The sequence below is a fragment of the Mesorhizobium sp. M0701 genome (assembly GCF_040320365.1).
GTDB lineage: Bacteria > Pseudomonadota > Alphaproteobacteria > Rhizobiales > Rhizobiaceae > Mesorhizobium.
In genome coordinates, this window is the sequence record NZ_JAMYPO010000010.1 from 35,588 (window position 1) to 59,809 (window position 24,222).

General features: G+C 61.7%; 25 protein-coding genes and 1 pseudogene. 14 read left to right on the forward strand and 12 right to left on the reverse strand.

Translation table 11 applies throughout. The annotated features are described in order from the left end of the window. Positions 1 to 240 precede the first annotated feature (240 nt). The 9 genes from NKI24_RS12410 (at position 241) to NKI24_RS12450 (ending at position 6,016) form a co-directional block, all read left to right on the forward strand. Positions 241 to 1,032: an alpha/beta fold hydrolase gene (locus tag NKI24_RS12410; RefSeq protein ID WP_352745567.1), complete on the forward strand. Its 792-nt coding sequence runs from the start codon at positions 241 to 243 to the stop codon at positions 1,030 to 1,032. 66 nt (positions 1,033 to 1,098) lie between these two features. Then, positions 1,099 to 1,857, forward strand: a complete 759-nt coding sequence (locus NKI24_RS12415) for an SDR family oxidoreductase (protein WP_023674205.1) — start codon at positions 1,099 to 1,101, stop codon at positions 1,855 to 1,857. Between the two features lie 46 nt (positions 1,858 to 1,903). Beyond that, positions 1,904 to 2,305: a cupin domain-containing protein gene (locus NKI24_RS12420; protein ID WP_352449836.1), complete on the forward strand. Its 402-nt coding sequence runs from the start codon at positions 1,904 to 1,906 to the stop codon at positions 2,303 to 2,305. A gap of 230 nt (positions 2,306 to 2,535) precedes the next feature. Beyond that, positions 2,536 to 2,982, forward strand: coding sequence for a hypothetical protein (locus tag NKI24_RS12425; protein ID WP_352612463.1), 447 nt, complete (start codon positions 2,536 to 2,538; stop codon positions 2,980 to 2,982). A 266-nt stretch (positions 2,983 to 3,248) separates the two neighbouring features. Continuing rightward, positions 3,249 to 3,770, forward strand: a complete 522-nt coding sequence (locus NKI24_RS12430) for a carboxymuconolactone decarboxylase family protein (protein ID WP_352449835.1) — start codon at positions 3,249 to 3,251, stop codon at positions 3,768 to 3,770. 137 nt (positions 3,771 to 3,907) lie between these two features. Then, complete coding sequence (locus tag NKI24_RS12435) at positions 3,908 to 4,345, forward strand: CBS domain-containing protein (RefSeq protein ID WP_352455793.1); 438 nt, start codon at positions 3,908 to 3,910, stop codon at positions 4,343 to 4,345. A 127-nt stretch (positions 4,346 to 4,472) separates the two neighbouring features. Beyond that, positions 4,473 to 5,207 carry a sensor histidine kinase gene (locus NKI24_RS12440; RefSeq protein WP_352745572.1) on the forward strand — a complete coding sequence of 245 codons (735 nt, stop codon included), beginning with the start codon at positions 4,473 to 4,475 and terminating at the stop codon, positions 5,205 to 5,207. 54 nt (positions 5,208 to 5,261) lie between these two features. Beyond that, positions 5,262 to 5,543, forward strand: a complete 282-nt coding sequence (locus NKI24_RS12445) for a GNAT family N-acetyltransferase (RefSeq protein WP_352455795.1) — start codon at positions 5,262 to 5,264, stop codon at positions 5,541 to 5,543. Between the two features lie 41 nt (positions 5,544 to 5,584). After that, a complete protein-coding gene (locus NKI24_RS12450) occupies positions 5,585 to 6,016 on the forward strand; it encodes a DUF1810 domain-containing protein (RefSeq protein ID WP_352743662.1) in 432 nt (143 codons plus the stop codon). 67 nt (positions 6,017 to 6,083) lie between these two features. On the opposite strand, the pseudogene NKI24_RS35945 reads toward NKI24_RS12450, so the two are convergent. The 4 genes and pseudogenes from NKI24_RS35945 to petA all read right to left on the reverse strand — a co-directional run bounded on the left by NKI24_RS35945 (position 6,084) and on the right by petA (position 10,224). Further along, positions 6,084 to 6,804: pseudogene (locus tag NKI24_RS35945) on the reverse strand (pirin family protein). A 26-nt stretch (positions 6,805 to 6,830) separates the two neighbouring features. Next, positions 6,831 to 8,348, reverse strand: coding sequence for a mechanosensitive ion channel family protein (locus NKI24_RS12470; protein ID WP_352745580.1), 1,518 nt, complete (start codon positions 8,346 to 8,348; stop codon positions 6,831 to 6,833). Positions 8,349 to 8,370: 22 nt separating this feature from the next. Then, positions 8,371 to 9,666 carry a cytochrome b gene (locus tag NKI24_RS12475; RefSeq protein WP_352745583.1) on the reverse strand — a complete coding sequence of 432 codons (1,296 nt, stop codon included), beginning with the start codon at positions 9,664 to 9,666 and terminating at the stop codon, positions 8,371 to 8,373. A gap of 15 nt (positions 9,667 to 9,681) precedes the next feature. Then, positions 9,682 to 10,224, reverse strand: a complete 543-nt coding sequence (petA, locus tag NKI24_RS12480; RefSeq protein WP_502901448.1) for a ubiquinol-cytochrome c reductase iron-sulfur subunit — start codon at positions 10,222 to 10,224, stop codon at positions 9,682 to 9,684. 384 nt (positions 10,225 to 10,608) lie between these two features. Between petA and NKI24_RS12485 the strand changes: the two genes are divergently transcribed. Both NKI24_RS12485 and NKI24_RS12490 read left to right on the forward strand, forming a co-directional pair. After that, entirely contained in the window at positions 10,609 to 11,193 is a 585-nt protein-coding gene (locus NKI24_RS12485; RefSeq protein ID WP_352745586.1) for a glutathione binding-like protein, read from the forward strand. A gap of 335 nt (positions 11,194 to 11,528) precedes the next feature. Further along, positions 11,529 to 12,584: an alpha/beta fold hydrolase gene (locus NKI24_RS12490; protein ID WP_352745589.1), complete on the forward strand. Its 1,056-nt coding sequence runs from the start codon at positions 11,529 to 11,531 to the stop codon at positions 12,582 to 12,584. Between the two features lie 77 nt (positions 12,585 to 12,661). On the opposite strand, the gene guaD is transcribed toward NKI24_RS12490, so the two are convergent. From guaD to add, 8 genes are all read right to left on the reverse strand, one after another. Next, on the reverse strand, positions 12,662 to 14,023 hold the full coding sequence (guaD, locus tag NKI24_RS12495; protein WP_352745592.1) for a guanine deaminase: 1,362 nt from the start codon (positions 14,021 to 14,023) through the stop codon (positions 12,662 to 12,664). 100 nt (positions 14,024 to 14,123) lie between these two features. Then, entirely contained in the window at positions 14,124 to 14,987 is an 864-nt protein-coding gene (locus tag NKI24_RS12500) for an aromatic ring-hydroxylating dioxygenase subunit alpha (RefSeq protein ID WP_352745595.1), read from the reverse strand. A 23-nt stretch (positions 14,988 to 15,010) separates the two neighbouring features. Beyond that, on the reverse strand, positions 15,011 to 16,411 hold the full coding sequence (locus tag NKI24_RS12505) for an 8-oxoguanine deaminase (protein ID WP_352745598.1): 1,401 nt from the start codon (positions 16,409 to 16,411) through the stop codon (positions 15,011 to 15,013). A 7-nt stretch (positions 16,412 to 16,418) separates the two neighbouring features. After that, entirely contained in the window at positions 16,419 to 17,354 is a 936-nt protein-coding gene (locus tag NKI24_RS12510; protein ID WP_352745601.1) for an ABC transporter permease, read from the reverse strand. Between the two features lie 10 nt (positions 17,355 to 17,364). After that, positions 17,365 to 18,417 (reverse strand): ABC transporter permease, encoded by a 1,053-nt coding sequence (locus NKI24_RS12515; protein ID WP_502901449.1) that lies wholly within the window; start codon positions 18,415 to 18,417, stop codon positions 17,365 to 17,367. A gap of 2 nt (positions 18,418 to 18,419) precedes the next feature. After that, positions 18,420 to 20,024: an ABC transporter ATP-binding protein gene (locus tag NKI24_RS12520; RefSeq protein ID WP_352745815.1), complete on the reverse strand. Its 1,605-nt coding sequence runs from the start codon at positions 20,022 to 20,024 to the stop codon at positions 18,420 to 18,422. A 115-nt stretch (positions 20,025 to 20,139) separates the two neighbouring features. Then, positions 20,140 to 21,261, reverse strand: coding sequence for a BMP family ABC transporter substrate-binding protein (locus NKI24_RS12525; protein ID WP_352745603.1), 1,122 nt, complete (start codon positions 21,259 to 21,261; stop codon positions 20,140 to 20,142). Positions 21,262 to 21,288: 27 nt separating this feature from the next. Then, positions 21,289 to 22,329 carry an adenosine deaminase gene (gene add, locus NKI24_RS12530; RefSeq protein WP_352745606.1) on the reverse strand — a complete coding sequence of 347 codons (1,041 nt, stop codon included), beginning with the start codon at positions 22,327 to 22,329 and terminating at the stop codon, positions 21,289 to 21,291. A 223-nt stretch (positions 22,330 to 22,552) separates the two neighbouring features. Between add and NKI24_RS12535 the strand changes: the two genes are divergently transcribed. The 3 genes from NKI24_RS12535 to NKI24_RS12545 are packed head-to-tail and all read left to right on the forward strand — an operon-like array spanning position 22,553 to position 24,206. Next, positions 22,553 to 22,855, forward strand: coding sequence for a hypothetical protein (locus tag NKI24_RS12535; RefSeq protein ID WP_023674230.1), 303 nt, complete (start codon positions 22,553 to 22,555; stop codon positions 22,853 to 22,855). Continuing rightward, a complete protein-coding gene (locus NKI24_RS12540) occupies positions 22,852 to 23,574 on the forward strand; it encodes a Rieske 2Fe-2S domain-containing protein (protein WP_023674231.1) in 723 nt (240 codons plus the stop codon). Before NKI24_RS12535 ends, NKI24_RS12540 begins: the two co-directional genes overlap by 4 nt. Then, entirely contained in the window at positions 23,571 to 24,206 is a 636-nt protein-coding gene (locus NKI24_RS12545) for a glutathione S-transferase family protein (RefSeq protein WP_352745609.1), read from the forward strand. Before NKI24_RS12540 ends, NKI24_RS12545 begins: the two co-directional genes overlap by 4 nt. Positions 24,207 to 24,222 lie beyond the last annotated feature (16 nt).

Below are 24,222 nucleotides of genomic sequence, written 5' to 3' on the forward strand. Positions count from 1 at the left end.
GGGACTATGTCGTTGACGAGAGGAGGCTTTGCGGCGCGCCCTCAGTGTCTGTTCCGGCGACCGCCGACAATGCACACCCCGCATAGATACCTCAATCATGCTGCAGGGCACCTGATCTCCTTGGTGACCTACCCTGCACCTTGGCATTGTATGACAGACCCTTCCGCACAATAGGTTGGCGGGCCGCGTCGGCGCATGCTCCTGAGCATTGGTCACCACAGGCGACACGGGAGAAAGCAAATGCGAAACATAACTCGAGTCCTGGCCCTCACCGCAGCGCTTGCCGCGTCGGGCGGCGGGATGGCGCAGGCCGCGAATTCTCAGCCCAAGCCGACGATCGTACTGGTGCACGGCGCCTTCGCGGAATCGTCGAGCTGGGATGCAGTCATCACCAAGCTCAGCAAAGACGGTTATGTAGCGATAGCCGCGGCTAATCCGCTCCGCGGCGTTGCCAGCGATGCGAAAGCAGTCTCAGCCATCATCCGGTCGGTTTCCGGGCCGGTCGTGCTGGTGGGGCATTCCTACGGCGGGCCTGTCATCACCGAGGCCGCCAATGGCAATCCCAATGTGAAGGCATTGGTCTACGTGGCGGGTTTCGCGCCGGATACCGGCGAATCGAGCCTTACGTTGTCCAGCATGTTTCCCGGCAGCACCTTGGGGAGCGCGCTTGCTCCCGTCGCGTTGCCGGACGGCGGACAAGACCTCTTCATCGAGCCGGCCAAGTTCCGCGCCCAGTTCGCCGCCGACGTTCCGCAAGAGCAGACTTTGCTGATGGCTGCCACTCAACGCCCTGTTGCGCAGGCGGCTCTGGCTGAAGCCTCGGGCGTCGCCTCATGGAAGACGCTGCCGTCCTACATGATCTACGGCTCGGATGACCGCAACATCCCGGCAGCCGTCATGAGCTTCATGGCCAAGCGTGCGCACGCGGTAAAGACCGTCGTCATCGAGGGTGCGTCCCATGCGCTCATGGTTTCGCATCCCGACGAGGTCACGTCACTCATCGAGGATGCTGCTGCATCGGTCAGTCAGTAGCAGGCCGGAAACGCCCAGCATCCGATCTAGCAACGAAAATAGACACGCAACACCAGGAGACTAGACATGAAGATCGTCGTCATCGGCGGAACCGGGCTGATCGGTTCAAAGACCGTGGAGAGACTGCGAAACAAAGGACACGACGTGCTTGCGGCGTCGCCGAATTCGGGCGTCAACACCGTTACGGGAGAGGGTCTGGCGGCCGCGCTTGCCGGTGCGCAGGTCGTCGTCGACCTCGCGAACTCGCCGTCGTTCGAGGAAAAGGCTGCCCTGGAGTTCTTCGAGGCATCCGGGCGTAATCTTTTTGCTGCCGAAACGGCCGCCGGCGTCCGTCATCACGTGGCGCTGTCGGTCGTCGGTACCGACCGGCTGCAGGGCATGGGCTATTTCCGCGGCAAGTTGCTTCAGGAAAAGCTGATCAGGGAGTCCGGAATTCCCTACACCATCGTTCACGCCACTCAATTCTTCGAATTCACCGCCGCCATCGCAAACACGGGCGCCGTCGGGGATACCATTCATATGTCGCCGGCCTACTTCCAACCCATGGCGGCTGATAATGTTGCCGATGCGATGGCGGACGTCGCGCTTGCCGCGCCGTTGAACGGCATGATCGAAATTGCCGGCCCGGAGCGTGTTCGCATGAGCGAACTTGTCGAGCGCTTCCTGAAGGCCACCAACGACCCGCGCAAAGTCGTCCCGGATCCCGGCGCGCTCTACTACGGCCAAGTGGCAATCGACGATCGAACGCTGGTGCCCGGCGAGAACGCGCGCATCGGCGCCGTGCGTTTCGATGATTGGCTCAGCCGATACACACCACCGAAGTAAGTAATCATCGGATAGGCCCGCCATTCGCACAACAAGGAGACCAGACATGATCAAAACACTTCTCTGCGCCGCGCTCACCTCCGCTTCCGTCACCGCAGCAATGGCCAATGACGCCGCCAGCGTGAAGCTTGTCTACGACCAGGCTCTTCCAAACGTGCCCGGCAAGAGCATGAAAGCTGTGCTCGTCGAGTACGCGCCTGGGGGTACGTCACCGGCTCACACCCATCCCAAATCCGCGTTCATCTATGCCACGGTCCTGGAGGGGGCGATCCGAAGCCAGGTCAACGACGGGCCGGTGAAGACTTATCGCGCCGGCGAGAGTTTTTCGGAATTCCCTGGCGACCGTCATGCCGTCAGCGAAAACGCCAGCAAGACGGAAGGCGCTCGTCTGCTTGCTATTTTCGTCGTCGACACCAGCGAGACGGAACTGACGACGAACGCGAAATGAAATCGTAGCCCCCGGGACCATCGGGGCGTACGCGAAGGGACGGTCAGTGACATGAATTCGATCGCCATCCGCACACTACTCCGCTTGTTGGCCGAGCGATCGAACATGCCCGCGCTCGATGTGAACCCTACCTGTTCAACCACGTGGTCCGATCCTGGCTTTTCGCGGCCCGGATCGGACAGATTCAGAATATCCAGCACGACGCGGAGGTTGTTGCGGTTGCAACCCTGTTGCATGACGTCACGCTCAATGAGGACTTCGCCGGGCCGCGCCGTTTCGAAGTGGAAGGCGCCGATCTCGCCCGCGCCTTCGTTCGGGAAGGCGGCTTCGACGAGCGGCGCGCCCAATTGATCTGGGACAGCGTCGCCCTCAACTCGACGCCGTCGATCGGCCTCTACAAGGAGGCTGAGGTGGCGCTGTGCACAGCCGGCATCTGCCTCGATGTCGTCGGCTTGCAATACAGCCTCGTTTCGTCAGCCGAGATTGCAAAGATCGTTGGCGAATTTCCGCGCCTCGGGATGAAGCGGCGGATGACGCGATGCTTTTGCCATATCGCCGAGATCAGGCCCGAAACCACCTACGACAACTTTGCCCGGGACTTCGGCGAGCGCTTTGTTTCAGGTTACAAGGCGACTTCGGCAGTTGATCTTGTGATGAACGCTCCCTTCGAAGAGTGAACGCCGTTTCGATCCAGGTTCTATCGACACCGGTCGGTTCAGCCTCGCCCTTCAAGTGACCCAAACGCTGTGCGCCCGTCGCATGCCTGCGCCAAAGCGAATTGCCGGGGGCAGCGGTCAGGTGCCAATTTCCACCTCCTATACTTCGGTTTAGGCGCCCCAACCCAATCGAGTGGCAATACATATCATCGGCACGATAGCAACAGTTCGTCTCACCGGTCATCCTTACGCTGCAATGGATTGAAAACACCTCAAGGAGATAAGTAATGAATATTGCAGCGCCACCGGTCGCTCCGAAAGGAAAAGCCGTCGCCCAACGCGCGAGTTATGCCGAGCAGTCGCCGGAACTTCTGAAGAAATTTATTGAATTTCTTGGTGCGACGCGAGAGGGGTCGATCGAAGAGCCAATCCGCGACCTTGTTGCAGTCCGAGCCGCGCAGCTGAACGGGTGCACCTTCTGCCTCGATATGCACGTCAAACAGGCGAAGATCCATGGCGAGCGCGAACTGCGCCTTTACCACCTGGCAGCCTGGCGGGATTCGACCTTGTTCGTTCCTCGCGAGCGCGCAGCCTTGGCATGGACGGAAGTCTTGACCAAGCTGCCCGAGCAGGGTGTCCCCGACGAGATCTACGATCGGGTCAGGTCGCAGCTTTCCGAGAAGGAAATCTCCGATCTGACCTTCGTTGTCATGGCGGTCAACTCTTGGAACCGTCTGAACATCGGCTTCAAACCCGTCCCGGGCTCGGGCGATGCGAAGTTTGGCCTGAGCAAAGCAGCACTGAGCTAATCTTTGGAATGGGTCAGAATGGCGCTTGTTTGCGCGCCATTCTGACCGACCGGACGAAGGCGCCGAGCTCGGCGACCAACACTGGAACCGATCCCAGCCCCGCGGCCGCGGCCGCGAGGCGCTCTCAGGAGGGCGTCATGCGAATTGACAGTCTGCATCCAGTAATATCGGCCCGTCTCATGGTGGTCGATGTCGACGCTCCACTCCGCAGTGCGGCACTCTCACTTTCCAGGCCCGCAATAGGCCTGGTCGTGGTGTGCCACGGAAGTGGGGAGGCGGCAGGCGTGCTGAGCAAGTCCGACCTTGTCCGCCATCTGGCGAATTCAGGGCCAACAGAAGCGCCGATTGCGGCTTTGATGAGCAGGTCCATCGTGTCCTGTGGTCCCGATGACGACCTTCATTCAGTCTGGCAGACCATGGCCGCGCAAGGCCTTCAGAATGTGCCGGTGCTCGGGGCCGACTCGAAACCGCTAGGCGTCCTCGATATCCGTGATGCGATGAAGGCGCTCTTCAAACAAGAGGAACTGCAGGAACGGCTGCTTGCCAACTACATCAGCGGGATCGGCTATCAATAGAGCATCGTCTCGCGATTGAATATACGGAAGTATGTATCGGCGACTGCTTAGATATAATGGAAAATAAAAGCCATAAATTATAGCGTGTTGAAGCCAATAGGTGCCGACTTAGCCAGCGGGGAACGAAATGTTTCGTCCGGACATAAAAGAAGATGTCTTCGACGGCCCGCCCGATGGCCCTGGAAGTGGTATGTCCGTGCAAATGTCGACGGCCGGCATCGTCCATGACCTGGGCAATCTCATTCAGGTCGCCTCGTCGGCGTTGAACCACCTGGCCCGCGATCCGAGCATCCAAGCGGCTCCGGCGCTCGGGCCTGTAATAGCCGGCGCCAAAACGGCTTTGGAGCGGGCTGGTGGCCTTGTCCGGCAAACCATCAGCCTGGCCCGAGAGAGCCACGCGGAAATCGAATACACAAACGTAGGTGCTTGCCTGGCTGAGATCGAAACCCTCGTACGGAGCGCCTTGGATGCCAATTTCGGTCTTGAGCTTCGGGTTGGATCCGACCTGCCTTTGGTGAGATGCGATCGCTTTGGATTGCAAAATGCGGTTCTGAATCTTCTGTTCAACGCGCGCGATGCAATGCCTGACGGCGGTTTCATCTCGATCGATGCCGGCTTGGCCTCTGAAAACTCTGCCGCCGGTCAGGTAGACATCCGCGTCGCGGACAACGGTATCGGGATGACCTGCGAGACAATGGTCTGCGCCTTCGATCCGTTCTTCACCACCAAAAGCGAAGGCCTCGGCGGCGTCGGTTTGCCGATGGTGAAGCGCTTTGTCGAGCAGTCAGGCGGAAGCATCGACCTTCAGAGCACGCTCGGGGCAGGCACGACCGTCACCCTGCGATTGCCGGCGATGCGATAGCGGTCGGCCAATCTCCCTCCGGTGACAGACGTGACATACAATCGAGAGATAGAGATGGATGCACAACTCGTTGAAAACGTCCAACAGCGCCGTTTCGAGCTGCCGATCGCCGGCGATATGTTTGCGGCGGCCTACTATCGGCTCGAGGGCGGGAAGGTCGCGCTGATACACACCGAAGTCCCGTCGGAATTTTCCGGACAAGGGATCGCGTCGCGATTGGCCCAAGGGACCTTCGAACTGCTCCGCAAAACCGGCCGTAAAGCGATCTTGAAATGTCCCTTCATGAGCCGCTTTTTCGCCAAGCACCCGGACTATGCAGATGTCGTCGACGGCTAGTCAGGGCACCAATGTTGAGGGTTTCCCAAGGATCTATCCAAATGCCTGACGAGTATGATTTGCAGAGGTTCGTCAGCGCACAGGATCCGGTCTACGACGACGCGCTGGCCATTCTACGTCGAGGGATGATGTGCACTCCCTATATGGAGTTCATCTTCCCGAGGTTGGCCACAAGGCGAAGTGGTGCAGCGCCTGAGCCATATGCAATCACATCGCTCGACGAAGCCAGCGCTTATCTGTCATTTCCGATCCTTGGAGGCCGTTATCGGGAATGCGTTGGCACCCTGCAGCGGCTCTCCGGCCTGAGCGCTCGCGCTGTCTTCGGTGAGGTTGATGCGAAGAAGTTGCACGCGTCCCTGACGCTGTTTTCCGAAGCAAGCAATGACGAGTTCCTGCTCGAGACAATCTTCGACGTCTGGTTCGACGGTTTGCTCGATGAGGAAACGATGAACGATCTCTACCTGATGTCGTAGTGGTCTGCCTGCGCCACCCGGCGTCAAGCTGTCGCGGCGCTGAGGTCACCATCCGCTGCCTTATCCCTCACATGCTGCCAGCCGGCAGAGGCATGAGTTCGTGCTCTCCCGGCACGCCGGGGAAGCGGCGTTCGCGCCAATCCGCCTTTGCCTGCTCGATCGGCTGAAGAGGAGACGAAGTTCCAATAGATATGACGTGGCTCGGCCAGGGGCTCCCCTCCTATCAGCATCAGTCTCGCCGCATGGAAGGCAGGCGCCTGGAGCACAATCTCAGCGCCGGGCGCCAGAGCTACTAATTCGGCCTCATGAAACGTACCGAGCTGGCCGACATTCCAACCTCACCGGCGACGATGTAGATCGCACGCTCACGGTGTTCGGGTTTCACCTGGTAGCGCGCACCGCTCGTGAGCACAATTTCGGCATAGACCATGTCGGAGAACGTCCGGTGGCGTGCGCTCGGAATGGACGATGCCCGACCGGCCGTCATCCAGTTGGCCTCGCCAGGCCGGATGGTCTGCACTTTACCCCAAATTGTCGCGATGGACGATCTCGCCATCGATCAGGTAGGTCACGGCCGCAACGCCGATATGCGGATGTGGTCCCATATCGAAACCGTGACCTGCGTCGAACATAGCGGGGCCGAAATGGTCGAACAGGATGAAGGGCCCGATCATCAGGCGATTCGAGGACGGCAATACGCGCCTTATCTTCAGTCCGTCCGCAAAATCACGGATAGCCGGCTGGATGAGTGTATCGATGCCTGTGATATCGCTTTGGCGGATGGTCATGGATCTCTGCCCTTCTGCATGCCTTATCAGCCAGGTGCTCGAACGCGCTTGAACGGAGCGGCGCGAAAGACTGTCTGAATGGCTTTGAGGAGCGCGAATTTGGAGTTCGCGTGGTGCTGTTCGGCGATGCCGCTTTCATTAAAAGCCGACACCCTCATCGACAGGGTCGCGGCAAGATCTTCGGCCATTTCGAGCCTGTCGTGCAGCAGCGGCGCAAAGCTTTCCTGGTCTATCTCGTAAACCGTGACAGGGGTCATTGCCCGCAAACTTGACATCTCGCCAATGCCGGCGAGCAAGCCGGTCTCGCCGAAGAAATCGCCAGGTGCAAGCCGGCCGATCTCCTGCAGTTGATCATCGCCCTCGCCAATTTGCCGGACGATGACTCCCGTCCGTACGATCATGAGCGACGGCAGCATCTCTCCCTGTCGTGCGATGATCTCGCCCTTATGGTAGGTGCGAACCGAGGCCGCTTTGGCGAGCGACTCCTGCTCGGTATCCGTTAGCGCCGAGAATACCGGTATGGAATTGATGAGTTCGATCGGGGTGAAGCCTTGGGAGGCCGCCGTCTCGTGGCCCGGCCGGTTGGTCATGGCAATCGAGCCCGAAAATGGCTCCGCCAGCAGCATGCCGGTCGACTTTGAATGGCGATAAATGAGATCGAAGATTTCGTTCCGAGCGGCACTTCGCTGGTCGATGATTGCGACGCGAAAAAACAACTCGATCTCGATAGCTGCGGCATCCAGGCTTCTGATGGTGACCGAAGGCGAAGGCTCCTGGAGGATTGAATTGCAGCTCAGCAAGACAGTGCGCATGAGGTCTACGATGATCGCCGGCGTCTTCGTTGGCGCCACCTTGACGGTTACGGCAAGTCCATGGCTCTCGTCCGGACCGCTTAGATTTGTTACCCCGATCTTGGCGAGAAGGCTGTTTGGCAGCGCCACGACATTGTGTGTCGGGGTCAAAAGTTGGGTCGACCGCCAATTGGTCTCGACAACGCGGCCTTCGGTTCCGTCGCCCAGAATGATCCAGTTTCCAAGCACGTAAGGGCGGCCGAGGTTTAGCGCGATCGCCGAAAATACGTCACCAAGCGTATTCTGGAGCGCCAGTCCCAGGATGACGGCAAAGACGCCCGACGTGGCAATGAGCGTTCCGACCGGCACTGCAAAGACAAACGCCAGGATCGACAGGAACATTCCAGCGTAGACGACACCGACCACGACGTCCTGCAGGAGACGTGCCTCGCGCGGCTGTCGCTCGAAGACGAGATAGATACGGACAAATCCGATCAGCGCCCAGGCAAGGTGAACCCACCAGAGCAGCTTCACCGAGCCGATGAGGATCGCTCCTCCGGTTGTCTCGTTGTCTCCTGCGGCCTCGTATGGCACGACGCGCAGGTGGAGAACCATGGCCGACATCGCGAGGAAAAAGCCGAGTTGGACGACCAGCTTCGCATTGGCGAAGCGGCTGGGGATGAGGGTCCAAACGACGATCCCGGCGAGGCCGAGCAACACGATGTAGACCAGAGGAGAGTTCCACCAGTTCATGAACGATCACCGCCATGGCAGTTCAACGTTTGGTCTCCGGCCCGGCGATCGGGCCTCTGCCGCTGGCCTTGTCTTTTTCGAGAACTGCTTCGGTGATCGAATTCGGCAGCCGTCGCGGCTTTTCGATCAGCCCGAGCACCGGCATCGCGATGATGAAGAACGCAAAATAGTAAAGCGTCGCTAGTTGGGACATGACGACGTATGCGCCTTCCGCCGGCCGGGAGCCGAGCCAGCCGAGAAAGAGGGCATTGGCAACGAACAGCCAGAAGAGCACCCTGTACCAGGGCCGATAGACCGCCGAGCGCACCTTCGAGGTGTCGAGCCACGGCACCAGGAACAGCACGGCGATCGAGCCGAACATCGCGAGCACGCCGCCGAGCTTGGAATCGATAGGCCCGATATTGAAGGTGATGGCCCGCAGGATCGCGTAAAACGGCAGGAAGTACCATTCCGGGACGATGTGGGCCGGCGTCTTCAGCGGATTGGCGATGCTGCTATTGTCGGGATGGCCGAGGTAGTTCGGCAGGTAGAAAACGAAATAGGCGAAGAAGAACAGGAACACGAGGATGCCGAAGGCATCTTTGACGGTTGCATAGGGCGTGAAGTCCACGACATCAGTTTTCGATTTGACCTCGATGCCGGTCGGATTGTTCTGGCCGACGACGTGAAGCGCCCATATGTGCAAGGTCACCACACCCGCAAGCACAAATGGCAGCAGGTAATGCAGCGCAAAGAAGCGGTTCAGCGTCGGATTATCGACCGCGAAGCCGCCGAGCAAAAGCTGCTGGAGCCAGTCGCCGATCAGTGGGACTGCGGTGAAGAAGCTGGTGATGACAGTAGCGCCCCAGAACGACATCTGCCCCCAAGGCAGCACGTAACCCATGAAGGCCGTCGCCATCATCAGCAGGAGATTGGTGCAACCGAGCACCCACAGCAGCTCCCGCGGCGCCTTGTACGAACCATAGTAGAGTCCGCGGCAGATGTGGATGTAGACGGCAATGAAGAAGAACGACGCGCCGTTGGAATGGAGATAGCGCAGCAGCCAGCCCGAATTCACGTCGCGCATGATCTGCTCGACCGAGTTGAAGGCCAGCCCCGTATCAGGAGCGTAATGCATCGCCAGCACGATGCCGGTCAGGATCTGTGAAACCAGCATGATCGTGAGAATGCCGCCGAACGTATAGGCGTAGTTCAGGTTGCGCGGCACCGGATAGACAATGAAGCTGTCGTGCACCAGCCGCGGCAGCGGCAGGCGGGCATCGAACCAACGTTCGATTCTGGTTTTGGGCGTATAGGTCGAGTGTTTGTCGCCGCTCATCGAAATGCGCTCGCCTCAGCCGATACGGATCTTGGTGTCGGAAACGAATTGGAACACCGGTACCGCCATGTTCTCGGGTGCCGGTCCCTTCCGGATGCGGCCGGCGGTGTCGTATTGCGAACCATGGCAGGGGCAGAACCAGCCGTCGAAATCGCCTTCCTGACCATGCGGGATGCAGCCGAGATGTGTGCAGACCTGGACCATCACCACCCAGGCTTCCTTGCCCGGCATAGTTCGATTGGCGTCGGTTGCCGGCGCATCGGCCGGCAGGTTGGCGTTGCGGGCAATTGGATCCTTGAGCTCGGCGAGACTGACTGCCTGGCCGTCCTTCCTCTCTTTTTCGGTGCGGTTGCGTACAACCACCGGCTTGCCGTGCCAGTCGACGATCAGCGACGTTCCCGGCGTCAACGAGGAGACGTCGACCTCGATCGCGGCGGGCGCTTCCACGCGCAATGTGTGCTCGGCTGTGGGGGTTTCGGAAAGGTCGGCCATGATGGCGACTCCTATTGCTGGAAGCTGCGTCATCGCGTTGGTGGCAATCGAGCAAAAGCAGGCCACGGCTTTCGCCTTTCCAGTCTGCTCACGTCGCGTGAAATATGCCGGCCGTGGCCGGATGTGAGCCATCGTGCCAACGGCACGTGCGTCCAATACTTTCGTTTAGGATTTCCTGAGCGAAGGATTGGCTGGCCTTGCGATGCCATCATGGAAGGTTCTGGATTCCTCCAGATAACCGTTGGCCACTGAGCTGGCATACGCCCCGGCATTGCGCACGGCGATCCCGAACTTCAGCCGACCATACCTCGGCATAGGCACGTCTAGCTGTCGGTGTCGTAGTCGTCGTCCCCGCCAAGTGCGAGTTCTTGGAGCGGTTGTCTCGCGTGGCCGGTTTGCCGCCCGGCGACGACCAGCGCGATTCAATCGGGTTCAGAGAAGGGAAAAGCGGTGAAACTCTACTACAGCCCTCTCGCCTGCAGCCTGGCGAACCACATCGCTCTGGAAGAGGCCGGTGTTTCCTTCGAGCGCGAAAGTGTGAACCTCAAGACCAAACGAACAGGCTCCGGGGATGATTTCACTACCGTCACGCGCAAGGGCTACGTTCCAGCCCTCGTGCTGGATAGCGGCGAAACGCTGACGGAAAATATCGCCGTCCTCGACTGGATTGCGTCGCAATACCCGCCACTGGGAGTGGCGGGGCCGTTGGGCCGTACCCGCCTTCTCGAAGCGCTGACCTACGTCTCAACTGAAATACACCGAAGCTTCAAGCCGATGTGGCACCAAAGCAGCGATCCCGAAAAGGCCAAGGCGAGCGCGACGATTACGAGCCAACTCGAGTTCTTCGCTGACGGGCTCGAGACCGACTATCTGTTCGGCGACAAACCCAGCGTCGCGGATTTTTATCTTTTCGTGATGCTGCTTTGGGCGGCCCGCTTCCACGTCCCTGTTCCCGCGCCTTTGCAAGCCCTTCGCGTCCGAATGGCTGCCCGGCCGGCCGTGCGCATCGCAATGGATCGTGAGGGCCTCGTCTAAAGCCGAGGGCGACTCCGAGCATAAGATCAGACGCAACATATCCTCTCGCCCAAACAGAAGATCAGGAGTCATTCTCATGCTGCCGTTTCTGCGGACGCTACATCCAGCCGCTTCCAAGCGTGGGGATGGCCTACGTCTCGAATTTCTGAGGAGGGAAATCGAGGAAACGCTTGACCTGACCGACATTCTGTCAGAGCTCGCCGCACTGCCCCCTGGCCGAGTGGTTGCAATACTGGATTCGCCGCAGTCACCGTCGAAATAAGCGCAATATTTCCTGTCGGCCGATGCGGGCGGTCTAGTCGTTCCCGCTTGTTGGTCATCATAGAGGCTTCATCATGAATGCGAGTAAGGCTCCCGACACGGTCGATCATCGCCGCCGGCGCATTGTCGGTGCGACAGCAATGACGTTCGCCGCCACCGAACTCGGCTTGAGCGCGCCGGCAGCGGCTAGGACGGTCGAGGCGAGGGCATCTGCTACGCAAGCCACGCAGAAATCATTCGGCTCGCTCGGGCAGGTCAATGCCGGAAAGCTGAGCGTCGGATATGCGGAGCTGGGGCCTGCCGAAGGTGCCCCAGTGATCCTGCTTCATGGCTGGCCCTATGACATTCACACCTACGCCGATGTCGCTCCTCTGCTTGCCGCAAAGGGGTACCGCGTGATTGTGCCCTACCTGCGCGGCTACGGCACTACGCGCTTCCTGTCGGACGAGACGATGCGCAACGGCCAGCAGTCGGCGCTCGCCGCGGATACGATGGCCCTGATGGATGCGCTGGGGATCGAAAAGGCCACGATCGCCGGCTGCGACTGGGGCGCTCGAACGGCCAATGTCGTTGCCGCGCTCTGGCCTGAGCGTTGCAAGGCGATCGTCTCGGTGAGCGGCTATCTCATCGGAAATCAGCAGGTCGGCATGGTGCCGCTGGCACCGGAGGCGGAACTTCAATGGTGGTATCAGTATTACTTCGCCACGGATCGCGGCCGCGCCGGCTACGAGAAATACACGCGCGATTTCGCCAAACTCATCTGGCAACTCGCTTCGCCGCAGTGGAATTTCGACGATGACATCTTCCAGCGCAGCGCCGCAGCACTGGACAACCCGGATCACGTCAGCATCGTCATTCACAATTACCGCTGGAGGCTCGGCCTGGCACAGGGCGAGCCTGAATATGACGGTCTGGAAAACCGGCTGGCCGAAGCTCCCGTGATCACAGTGCCGACCATTACCCTTGAGGGTGATGCCAATGGCGCACCCCATCCCGACAGCAGTTCCTACGCCAAGAAATTCTCGGGCAGATACACGCACCGGATCATCACCGGCGGTATCGGCCACAACTTGCCTCAAGAAGCCCCGCAAGCCTTTGCCCAGGCTGTCATCGACGTCGGCGAATACTGATCAAAATCCATGACGTGCCCCGACCGTAAGGAATAACACGGGAAGATTCCTGGTTCTCGGCACAGCCTCCCGTCCGCTTAGGCGAGAACAGCTCTCCCGCCGACCCAGACCGACGCGATGTTGGCCCTGGAAGCGAAGTAGACGATCTTCTGAAGGATGCCGTCGCCGTCGTCGAGTTCGTCCCACAGGTGAATTCTGGGCGCGGCGGTGTCGACCAGGATCGCATCGAAATGGTAGCCAGGCGAGAATCGCCCCACAGGCAAGCCGAGTGCCGCGCCACCGCCTGCCGTCGCCAGGTGGAAGGACTCGCGAAAGTCGACGCGTGCTGTTCCGGCCGTGCCGCGCGTCTCGGCCGCTAGCGCCGGGTCGGTGCCGGTTTCCAGCATGCGCGACGACATGACCGTCGCGCGCATCGCATCGAACATCGAGGCGCTCGGTCCCCCGGAAATGTCGGTGCCGAGCCCGACCTTGACACCCTTCTCGAGGGCCGCCCTCAACGGGAACACGGCGCCTGCGAAGTAGGCGTTGGAGACGGCGCAGTGCGCCACGGCCGCCTTGCGCACGCGGATCGTCTCCATGTCGGCAAGCGTAATGAAATTGGCGTGCGCGAGCACGCTGCCGGCGCGCAGCAGGCCAAAGCGATCAAGGCTAGACGTGTCGCTGATCCCGTGGCGCTGCAGCACGTAGCCATGCGCCCAGTCGCTCTCCGAGCAATGCGTCTGCACATGGCAGCCGCATTCCTGCGCAAGCGTGCCGAGCCCTTTGAGGGCGGCGTCGGTACAGGAGGGGATGAAGCGCGGCGTAATGACCGGCTTTACCCGTCCCGTGGCATTGTCCGGATGCCCATGCACGTAGTCGATCAGAGCGCGCGTGCCATCGATGGCCGCGTCCGCCGAGGTATCGCGATAGTAGGCCGGGCACTCGTCGGGATTGTCCATCGCCACTTTGCCGACCAGCGCACGTTGCCCCCGTTCGAGGCAAATGTCGACGAGCAGCCTTGTCGCGTCCTGGTGGATGGTTGCGAAGTAGAGCGCTGTGGTCGTGCCATTAGCGATCAGGTCGTCGACCAGCAGGCCGTAGCTGCGCCGCGCGAAGGCGAGATCGGCGTAGCGCGCCTCCAGGGGAAACGTGTGTTTGTGGAGCCAGGCCTCGAGCGGCACGTCCAGCGCCCTGCCGAGCTGCGGATATTGCGGCGCGTGCACGTGAAGATCGACGAAGCCGGGCAGCAGATAACTCTGCGCCGGCAAGGTCGCCAGCGAACCGGTCCGGCGCGCGGCCTCCAGCGCCTCGTCATAGCCGGCATCATGCGGATGCAGCACCGAGGCGATGATGCCTGATTGATCGATTGCGATCAGGGCATGGAGCAACTCTTCCACGAGCCCGCGCTCCGGCGCGTGAAAGCCGCTGGCCAGAAGCGTCTTGCCGCTCAGGTCGCTCACCTGTCCTCCGCCGAAGAACAGCTACGCACTGCCGTCGCGAAGCGCCAGAGCGCGATTGCCCGTCCGTCGATGCCGATGACAATATCGGAAGGGCTGCCGCTCATGCGGCTTGCGCCGTCGTGCCGTAGGTGATGCCCTTCTCCTTCAGCCAGCGGCGATAGGCGATCGACGAGCCGTCGGCCCGCGTCGGGATTTCCGCGCGCGGCTCGAGCGGCAAAAGAAGTGGCCGTTGGTTCTCCAGGATGATGCGGTCCTGCAGGAAGATGAGCTGCTGGAACTGCAGAAGTTCGGTCGTGGTCGATACGTCGTCGATCAGGAACATGACGGGGTGCGCGCGGCAGCGGTCCGGATCGAGGGGCTGCACGAACAGACAGATCACGTCCCACCGGGTGGCCGAGTTGGGGCAGGTCTTGTAGAGCATCACCGCGAAAGGATTGGCGACCCGGTACATGTATTGGGTCATGATGCCGCCGGTCGCCGAGAGTGCTGCCTGCGGCTGGAAGAATTCGCAGTTGGTCGCCCACACCTCATCCACGTCGCGGCGGATTTCGGTTGTGTAATGCCGCACTTCCGTGTGCGGCTCGGCGCCCAATATGTCGGTATGGACGAAGGGGAAATGCGCCATGTCAAGGAAATTCTCGACGATGCGCAGGCCGGACGCCTTTACCGTGATCGCTCCGCAAACGACAGGCCGGCGGTCGTCCTCATAGGCCTCCGGGATCGACAGCACATCGCCTGCCGGCATGCCGAGCGTGATCCATAGATAGCCGTAGCGTTCCCTGGCCGGGACTTGGCTGCCGTCGCCGGCACGCGACACATTGACCGCGCCTGCCGTATCGCGGGCTACCAACAGATCGATGCCCAGAAGCCGGTTCGCCATCGTGCCAACCGGAATCTCGTTCAGCGCGTCAATGCAATACCATTGATCGAGGGCCGCCTGCTCCGCAGCTCGCTTAATGGTCATTGTTGCGTCCTTCCTGTGCTATCTCACTGCCGATAGATGCGGTCCATCACAGCCCGGTGGTCGGCCATCGCCGCCTCGACATCGAAAGAGGCGAAGTCGCCTCTCGCGATAATCTGCCGGCCGTTGATGTAGGAATAGTCGACCTTGAAGGGTCCGCAAAGCACCAGCGCGGCGAGCGGGTCGCGCTCGGTCCCGGAAAGGCCGAGTTGGCTGCGTTTGACCGCGATGAAGTCGGCGCACATGCCGGGCGCGAGATGGCCGATGTCATTGCGGCCGAGCAGGGCAGCGCCGCCGCGCGTCGCCATTTCGAGGGCCTCGCGCGCGGACAGCGCCGTCGGCGTGCCGCCGAAACCGCCGCGGCCGCCGGGCTTTTCGGAGAGGTAGTGGTGCGGCGCGACACGCTGAAGCATCAGCGCCAGCCGCGCTTCCATGAACAGGTTCGACGTCTCGTTCGAGGCCGAGCCGTCGACGCCAAGGCCGACCTTCACGCCCTTGTCGAGCATCTCGCGGATCTTCGCGATGCCTTGGCCGCAGCGCATGTTAGCCGACGGGCAATGGGCGACCCCGGTGCCGGTTTCGGCGAAGCGGTCGATCTCGTCGCTGGTCATGAAAATCGAGTGGGCGAACCAGACGTCGTCACCGAGCCAGCCGACGGATTCAGCGAACTCGACCGGCCGCTTGCCATAGATTTCGAGGCAGTACTTCTCCTCGAAAAGCTCTTCGGCAAGGTGCGAATGCAGGTTCACGCCCTTGTGGCTGCGCGCCAGCGATGCCGCATCGCGCATCAACTCCGGAGTCACCGAGAACGGCGAGCAAGGAGCCAGGATGATTCGGCTCATCGAATGTCGCGACGCGTCGTGATAGCCGCCGATCAGCCGTTCGGCATCCTTCAGGATATCCTCTTCCTTTTCGACGCAGCGATCCGGCGGCAAGCCGCCCTGGCTTTCGCCGCGCGACATGGCTCCACGCGCAGCGTGGAAACGCAGACCGATATCGCGGGCCGCACCGATCGTCGCGTCGAGCGTGCAGTTGTTGGGCAAGATGTAGAGGTGATCGGAGCTGGTCGTGCAGCCCGAATGGATGAGCTCGGCCATCGCTACGCGCGCCGAGACGCCTATCGCATCGTCGTCGAGCTCGGCCCAGATCGGATAGAGCGTCTTCAGCCAGACAAGCAGCTCGTCGTTCTGAGCCATCACACGGGTGAGGTTCTGGTACATATGATGATGCGTGTTCACCATGCCCGGCATGACGACATGGCCCGATAGGTCGAGCACCTCGTCGGCACTGGAGGCACTGAGTTCCGCGGTGGTGCCGACCGCTTCGATGACGTTGTCGTCGATCAACAAGGCGCCGTCGGAAATCTCGCGGCGCGTACCATCGAAGGTGGCGAGCAGATCGATGTTCTTGACAAGCAGGCGGGGCATGATGGTCTCAACGCATGTCGCGGAAATAGGGTTCGCCGAGAGCAGCCGGCGCGGCCATTACCCGGCGCATGCGCTGCCAGGCAAGCACCGGCACGATGATCAGGGTGATCGTGCCGAGATAGGGCAGCATCGACAGGATCGGCGCCGCGATCGGCCAGTTGCGTGCTTGGCCGACGAAGCCGAGAGAGGTGATAAGACCGAACAGCAGAGCGGCCAGCACGGCGTTGAGGGGCCGGTAGCCTGCGAAGATGACGAGAGAGACCGCAATCCAGCCGCGGCCGGCCACGACGCCTTCCGACCAGGAGGGAACGAAGGCAAGCGTGAGGTAAGCGCCGGCGCCGGCCGCCAGCGCCGAGCCCGCGGCGACATACCAGAAGCGGATGCTTTGCACCGAAATGCCGGCGGCGTCGGCTGCCGCGGGGTTTTCGCCCACCGCGCGCATGTTCAGCCCGTGGCGCGTGCGGAACATGATGTAGTGCAGCACAACCGGCAGGACGATGTAGATCAGGTAGACAAGGATGTTCTGCGTGAAGATCGCGCGACCGAGCAGCGGGATGTCGCTAAGATAGGGAATAGCGATCGGCGCGAAGGTCGCCGGCGCCGGCATGCCGGAATAGGCGCGACCGATCGTTGCGGCCATGCCGGTGCCCATCAGCGTCAGGGCCAGGCCGCACAACACCTGGTTCGCCTTGATGACGACGGTGCCAACAGCGAAGACGCAGCCGACAGCGAACCCGACGGCAAGCGCAAGAACGAAGCCGAGCATAGGGTGCGGCGTGGCGACGACGACCGCGATGCCAGTGATTGCACCGAGCGCCATAAGCCCTTCGACGCCGAGATTGACGACGCCGGCGCGCTCGGAGAGCGTCTCGCCCAGCGCCGCCAGCGCCAGCACGCCGCCGGCGAGAATGGAGGTCTGGATCAGTCCGGCGATCATGTCCATGGGTGTTTCCTCAGCTCGCGGCCGGTTCGGTCCGCGTGATGCGGTAGTGAGCGAGTTCGTTGCCGATCGCCGTGAAGAACAGGATCAGTCCGGTGATGGCGAGCACGGCCGAGACGGTGATGCCTTGCGTCTGCAGGATGATGCCCGAATTCAGGATGACGCCCATCAAAGCCGCGCCTGCGAGCACGCCAAGTGAGGAACCGCGCGCCAGCACCGCGACCATGATGCCGAGATAGCCGAAATTGTTGGAGATGCCGCCCTGCAGGCGATGCACCGTGCCAGCTACTTCCAGCATACCGGCGATGCCGGCGATCGCTCCCGACATCAGCAGGACGACGATCAGGCGGCGGCGGAACGGCATGCCCGCATAAAGCGCCGCGCTTGGATTCGACCCAGCGATCCTTACCTCGTAGCCCCAGCGCGTGTAGTTGAGCAGTCCTGCGATGACAAAGGTGAGCAGGATCGCCAGCGGGAAACCGTAGTGCACGATACCCCAGAATTCAGGCACATCATGCGGCAGACGTGCGGTGGTCGCGAGCGCATGGCCGCTCGGGTCGAGCCATGGGCCGGTGGCGACGTAATAAACCATCAGCGTCGCCACGAAATTCAGAAGCAGGGTGGTGATGAGTTCGCTGACATCGGCGTAGGCGCGCGCCAGCGTCGGCACCAGTATCCAGAGCAGCCCGCCGAGCGCGCCAGCGGTGAACATAACAGGCAGGATCAGCCAGGTCGGGCCGGGAATGAACAGCGCGACCGCCGTGGCGCTGAAGGCGCCGGCATAGAATTGGCCCTCCGCGCCGATGTTCCAGGCGCCGATTCTCAGCGCTACCCAGACCGACAGGCCGGTCAGGATCAGGGGAGTGACCAGAAGTCCGACGTCTTCCAGCCCGAAGCTCGAGCCAAAAGTCGAGCTGAGCACCTCCCAGGCGAGTTCGACGGGAGCATTGCCGCGAGCGGCCAGAACCAGGCCGGTGACCCCCAGCGCCAGCACGATCGCCAGAGCACGTGCCGCAAAGGCAACGGAGGGCTGCGCGGATGGAACGCGCTGAAGCTTGATCGCCAAGGTCAGTGCTTCCCGGCAGCGGCCTGGGCGCCAGCACTGGACCGCATCTGCCCGCCCATCATCAGGCCGATTTCCTCGATGTCGGTGGAGGCAGTCTCCACCGCGCCCATGATCCTGCCATGGAACATCACGGCGATGCGATCCGACAGGTTGAACAGCTCTTCCAGCTCCTCGGAAATGAAGAGCACACCGACGCCGGCATCGCGCAATTCGACGAGGTAGTGCATCATCGTGTTGATCGCTCCGACATCGAGGCCGCGGCTCGGATAGGCGGCGATCAGAACCTTGCTTGCGATGCGCATCTCGCGGCGTGCGACGAGGCGCTGCTGATTACCGCCGGAAAGGTTGCGCATGGGCATGCCGAAATCGGGCACAGCAACGGATGCCGCTTCGGCGATCGTGCGCGCGAGAGCAGCCGCAAGGCGCGGTCGGAACGCGAAGCCCTTTGAAACAGGCGCCGACGCATATTCGCGGATTATGGCGTTGTCGGTGATTGAAAGCGCCGGCGCCAGGCCGCTGTGCAGCCGGTCTTCGGGAATGTGGCCGACGCCGAACTTCGCGTAATCGACCGCGCCGGCGGTCGTGACGTCCTTTCCGCCGAGCAGTATCTGGCCGGAATGGATCAGCCGTAAGCCGGTGACGGCCTGGGTCAGCTCCTTCTGGCCGTTGCCGGCCACACCGGCGATGCCGAGAATCTCGCCGGCATGGATGTCGAGCGAAACCTCGTCGAGAAGGATGCTGCCCACGTCGTCACGCGCGACGACAGATTTGAGGCTGAGCACCGGCTCGGCGGAGATGCCGGCCGCGCCTGGCTGCCTGGCACGCAGATTGCTAAGCACGATCTCACGGCCAACCATCAGGCGCGCCAGCATCTTCTCGCCGCAGTCCGCAGTCTTTTCGGTGGCCACCTTGCGGCCGCCGCGCAGCACGGTGATGCGGTCGGATATCTCCAGGACCTCGTCGAGCTTGTGGCTGATGAAGACCACCGCATTGCCCCGGGACACGAACTGCTTGAGCGCCTTGAAGAGCTCGCGCGCTTCCGCCGGAGTAAGCACTGCAGTCGGCTCGTCGAGGATCAGAACGCGAGCGTTGCGCGCGAGCACGCGTAGGATTTCCACGCGCTGCTGCTCGCCGGTCGAAAGATCGGCGACGCGCGCGGATGGCCGTACCGCGAGGTTCAGCTTCTCGGCCAGTGCGGCAGTCCGCGCCTCGAGCACCGACGAGCCAATGTGCTTGGGCGTTTCGGACCAGCCGAGATGAATATTCTCGGCGACCGTGAAGGCGGTCACCAGCTTGAAATGCTGGTGGACCATACCAATACCGGCGGAGATCGCATCGACTGGAGATGCGAAACGTTTGGCATAGCCGTCGACGACGATCTCACCGGCATCCGGCTGATAGATGCCGGTGAGGATGTTCATCAAGGTCGACTTGCCGGCGCCATTCTCGCCGAGCAAGGCGTGGATCTCCCCCGGCATCACGTCCAGGTCGACATCCTGGTTGGCAACGACGCCGGGGAAATATTTGCTGATACCCTTGAGCAGCACGAGCGGCGGTGCGCCGGAGCCAGGCTCGTAACGCCCCGGGGAGGTGGACGGCACCTCCATGCCGCCGTAGCGGTGCTCGCTCGAAGCATGATGAACTGGAACAAAATCATTCATCCCGCTTAGCTCTTTGCCTTCTGCCGCATAGTCTATCCGAAAACTCTGCAATCTTTCGGGATCACGCTTGGAGGCCGCTGACGCCTTCGATCGACCAATCCCAGTTGTAGAGTTCCTCTTCGGTCATGCGATGGCCGGCAGCCACCTTGACGTTGCCCTTTGTGTCCTTGATCTCGCCCTCGAACGGGCTCCAGCCGCCGAGAATCTTGTCGCGCACGGCATCGGCCTGCTTTGCGACCTCGGTGGGCACCGTCTCGCCCCAGGCATCGCGGTCGATACCGCCGCCCATCGGCAGGATGGTCTGCGAGGGCGTCCACTTGCCTTCGAGGCGCAGGCGCACCTGGTCGACATAGAATTTCTTGAAGTCGATGGCGATCGAGGAGACGTAGGCCTTCGGCCCGTAGCGGCGGATGTCGGTATTCCACATGACGGCCTTCGCGCCGCGCTGCTCGGCCACCTGCAGATAGCCTGCTTCGTCCATGATGCCGAACAGAAGGTCGGCGCCGTTGTCGATGAGGGCGGTGCCGGCCTGGGTGGCAGCCTGCGGATCGAACCATGAGTTGATGACGATGGTCTGCACCGTGGCGTTGGGATTGACCGAACGGGCGCCCATCAGGAAGGCGTTGGTGCCGGAAAAGACCGACGGAACAGGGAAGGAGGCGACGTAGCCGAGCTTGCCGCTCTTGCTCATCAGGCCCGCGGCGACACCGGTGACGTAGGTCGGGTACCAATGGGCGAGGTAATAGGTCGAGAGATTTTCGAGCGGGTTGCGTCCATCGCATTCATAGAAGGCGACGTCCGGCGAACGCTTGGCCACGTCGTAGAGGAAGTCGCCATAGTTGGAGGTGGCAAACACCATGTTGGCACCTTCCGAGACGAACTGGCGGAAGGTTCGGGTCGCGTCGGCCGAATAGGGGATGCTTTCGACGAACAGCGTCTTCAGCTTCGGGAACGCTTGCTGCACGGCCTTCATGCCCTGGTCGTGGCTCCAGGTCCAGCCTTCATCGGTCACCGGACCGGTGTGGCCGAAGGCGATGACAGCGTTTTCCTCGGCGACGGCGGCGAGCGGCGTCTGTGCATGGGCGGGCGTGATAAGGCCGGATTTCGGCAGGAGCAGCGAGGCGCCGGCTGCGGCGCCCATGTTGAGGAAGCCTCGGCGGGAGAGATTGCGCAGGTCGATCATGCGTCGGTCCTTTGTTCCGTGTTGTGTTCAGTTCGGGAGAGACAGTTCGGTTTCCATGAGGCGGTCGATTTCTGCCGACCAGTCGGCCAGCCATGCCTGCTTGATGTCGTCGTCGAGCCATGCTGCGGACAGGCCAGCCAGCGCGATCCGCTTCAGTGCCGGCGGCCCGAGCGCAAAATTTTCGGCGATCAGCGCGTATTCGCGGTCGAGCGTCGTGGCGAACATGGGCGGATCGTCGGAGTGGATCGTCACGGTAAGCCCGGCCTCGATCATGCGGCGGATCGCGTGGTCGGGCGCGGAAAGGTCGCGCCAGACAGTGGTGGCCAGCGTCGTGCTCGGACAGCAGGTGAAGACGATGCCCATTTCCCTGCACTGTTCCATCAGCGCCGGGTCGTCGACCACGTGGTAGCCGTGGTCGATCCGTCTCAGGCCGAGGACGTCGACGGTATCGCGGACGTAGCCCGCCGGGCCGTCCTCGCCCGCATGGTTGGTGACATTGAGCCCGGCAGCCCGCGCTCGCTCGACGATGCGCGCAAACATCGGCGGTGGGTTCGGGCGTTCGTCGTAATCGAAGCCGATGCCGATTACCTCTGCCGGGCGCTCGGCCAGAACCATGTCCAGGAAGCGCTCGCCACCGGCCGCGCCGAGCGGCTTCGCATGGGCCGGTATCAGCTTCGCCATAAGTCCATAGCGCTCCCCCGCACGGTGAAAGCCGTCGAGAATGCCTTCGAGCATAGTCGAATAGGCCACGCCGAGGGCAAGATGCGCATGCGGGCTGAAGAACAGCTCGACGTAGCGTGCGCCGGACTTCGCACAGCGCTCCAGGGCCTCGAAGGTGATGCGAGAGAAATCCTCTGCAGTCTTGATCGAGGCGCAAACCAGATCGTAAATCTTCAGGAAATCCAGCAGGTTGCCGTAGCTGTAGAGCTCCGATGTCGGTCTGCCGTCCGGCAGCGACACCGCGTTCAGCGCCGCCAGCTCGGCGAATGTCTCTGTGGAGACGGCACCCTCGAGGTGCAAGTGCAACTCGACCTTGGGTATAAGCTGAATGAAACTTGACAACGACATCGACGCTCACCCGCCCGGACCGGCAATCCCAAGCCGCACCTGGATTTGTTGGGCGACGGACGGCTGCCGAGTTGTTCGATAATCGCGGCTTTTTCCAACTGTCCGATCACCTGATACGCAACAGATGTCAGGGAAACGGGGCTTGCACAAGCCAAAAAATGATGCCTAACTAGACACATTCTAAAACTGCTTAAAAAATGTGCAGGCCGGGAGAAATATAGGCATGAAGCACCTACCGGAAGCGCAGAACCTTGCGCCTCCGCCTCAAACAACGCGCCTGCGCTTCGTCGGCCAACTGGTGTCGTCGAGCTTTAGCGAGTTCGCCGACAGGCGTGCCGCTCGGCTCAATCTCGATCTGCTGGTGCACGAAGCCGCGGACGATTTTTTTGTCGTCCAGGTTTCGGGCCAGCCCGATCTCATCGATGCCTTCGAGATGGCATGTAGCCTGGGACCAATCGACTGTCTGGTGATGGACTGCGAACGGGCCGAAATTCGGGGATATTCCAGAGAGGAAGACGCAGGATGACGATACAGGCTGGATGGCACCCAGTGGCGCTGTCGGGATCGATCGAGCCGGGCAGTTCGGCCGGGATCCGCCTTGGCGGAAACGAACTGGTGGTGTGGCGCGACAACAGTGGCGCAGCGCATGTGTGGGAGGATCGCTGCCCGCATCGCGGCATGAAGCTGAGCTTCGGTTTTGTCCGCGGCGACCATATCGCCTGCCTTTATCACGGCTGGCAGTACGACACGGCCGGCCAGTGCCGATACATTCCGGCCCACCCCGATCTCAGGGTGCCGGCGTCCATTACCGTGTCGGTCTACAGCACGGCCGAGGCGGCTGGCATGATCTGGACGACGCTGGACCCGGCAGCAGCATTGCCTGAACTGCCTGCCTTGCCAGAGGAGGTGGTGCCGGTCCGCAGCCTGTATCTCGACTGTTCCGCCGGGATGGTGATCGATGTCGTGCAGGCCATGCCGCCCACATCTTCCTCCGGAGGATCTGGCCTCGCTGATCTGAAGGCGCTGAGCGGGACGCTGTTCAGCCTGAAGGTCGGCGAGGAGACGCTGCTTCTTGGCCTGCAAGAACTGACCGGCAAACGATCGGCCCTGCATGTCGTGATTGACGGACCGGCGGCAAAATATGCCGGCAAGGGACAGGAGCATTTCTTCGCTTGGACGAGTGAACTGCGCCACCACCTCGAGACCGGGCGTGCCGGCGCGACCTCGACGACGCGGGCCGCATGATGGCGAGGATCACGCTCTACAACTACGAGCTGGACGAAAACTGCTACAAGGTGCGGCTGGCGCTTTCCATGCTCGGCCTGGAATGGCAGACCGTTGCAGTCGATGCATTTCCGGGGGCGGAGCAGAAGACGCCGCCATTCCTGGCCATGAACCCGGCGGGCAGCCTGCCCATTCTCCGCGACGACGAGGTGACGATGTTCGGCGCCGAGTCCATCGTTGTCCATCTGGCGCGCAGCCACGATTCAACGGGTGCATGGCTGCCGGCGGATGGTTCGGATTTCGCCAAGGTGATGCAGTGGCTTTTCTTCGCGGCCGGCGATCTCGGCGTTGCCGGCGCCGCGCGCCGCCATGCCATGTTCGGCGCCGCCGGCGACGAGGCTGCGCTGCGTGCCGGTGCCGCGCAAGCGCTCCGCGCCATGGACGACCATATGACCGCGCGGGGTTTCGAGAAAAAAGAATGGTTCGCTGCGCACCGCCCGACCATCGCCGACATCGCGCTTTTTCCGGCCTTTGCGCTGAGCCGCGATTTCGGCGTCGACCATGACGAGTATCCGGCGCTGCGCCGCTGGGCGCGTCGCTTCCGCGCGCTTCCCGGCTTCATGACCATGCCGGGCATCCCCGATTACCATTGACGCCCAAAATTCAACG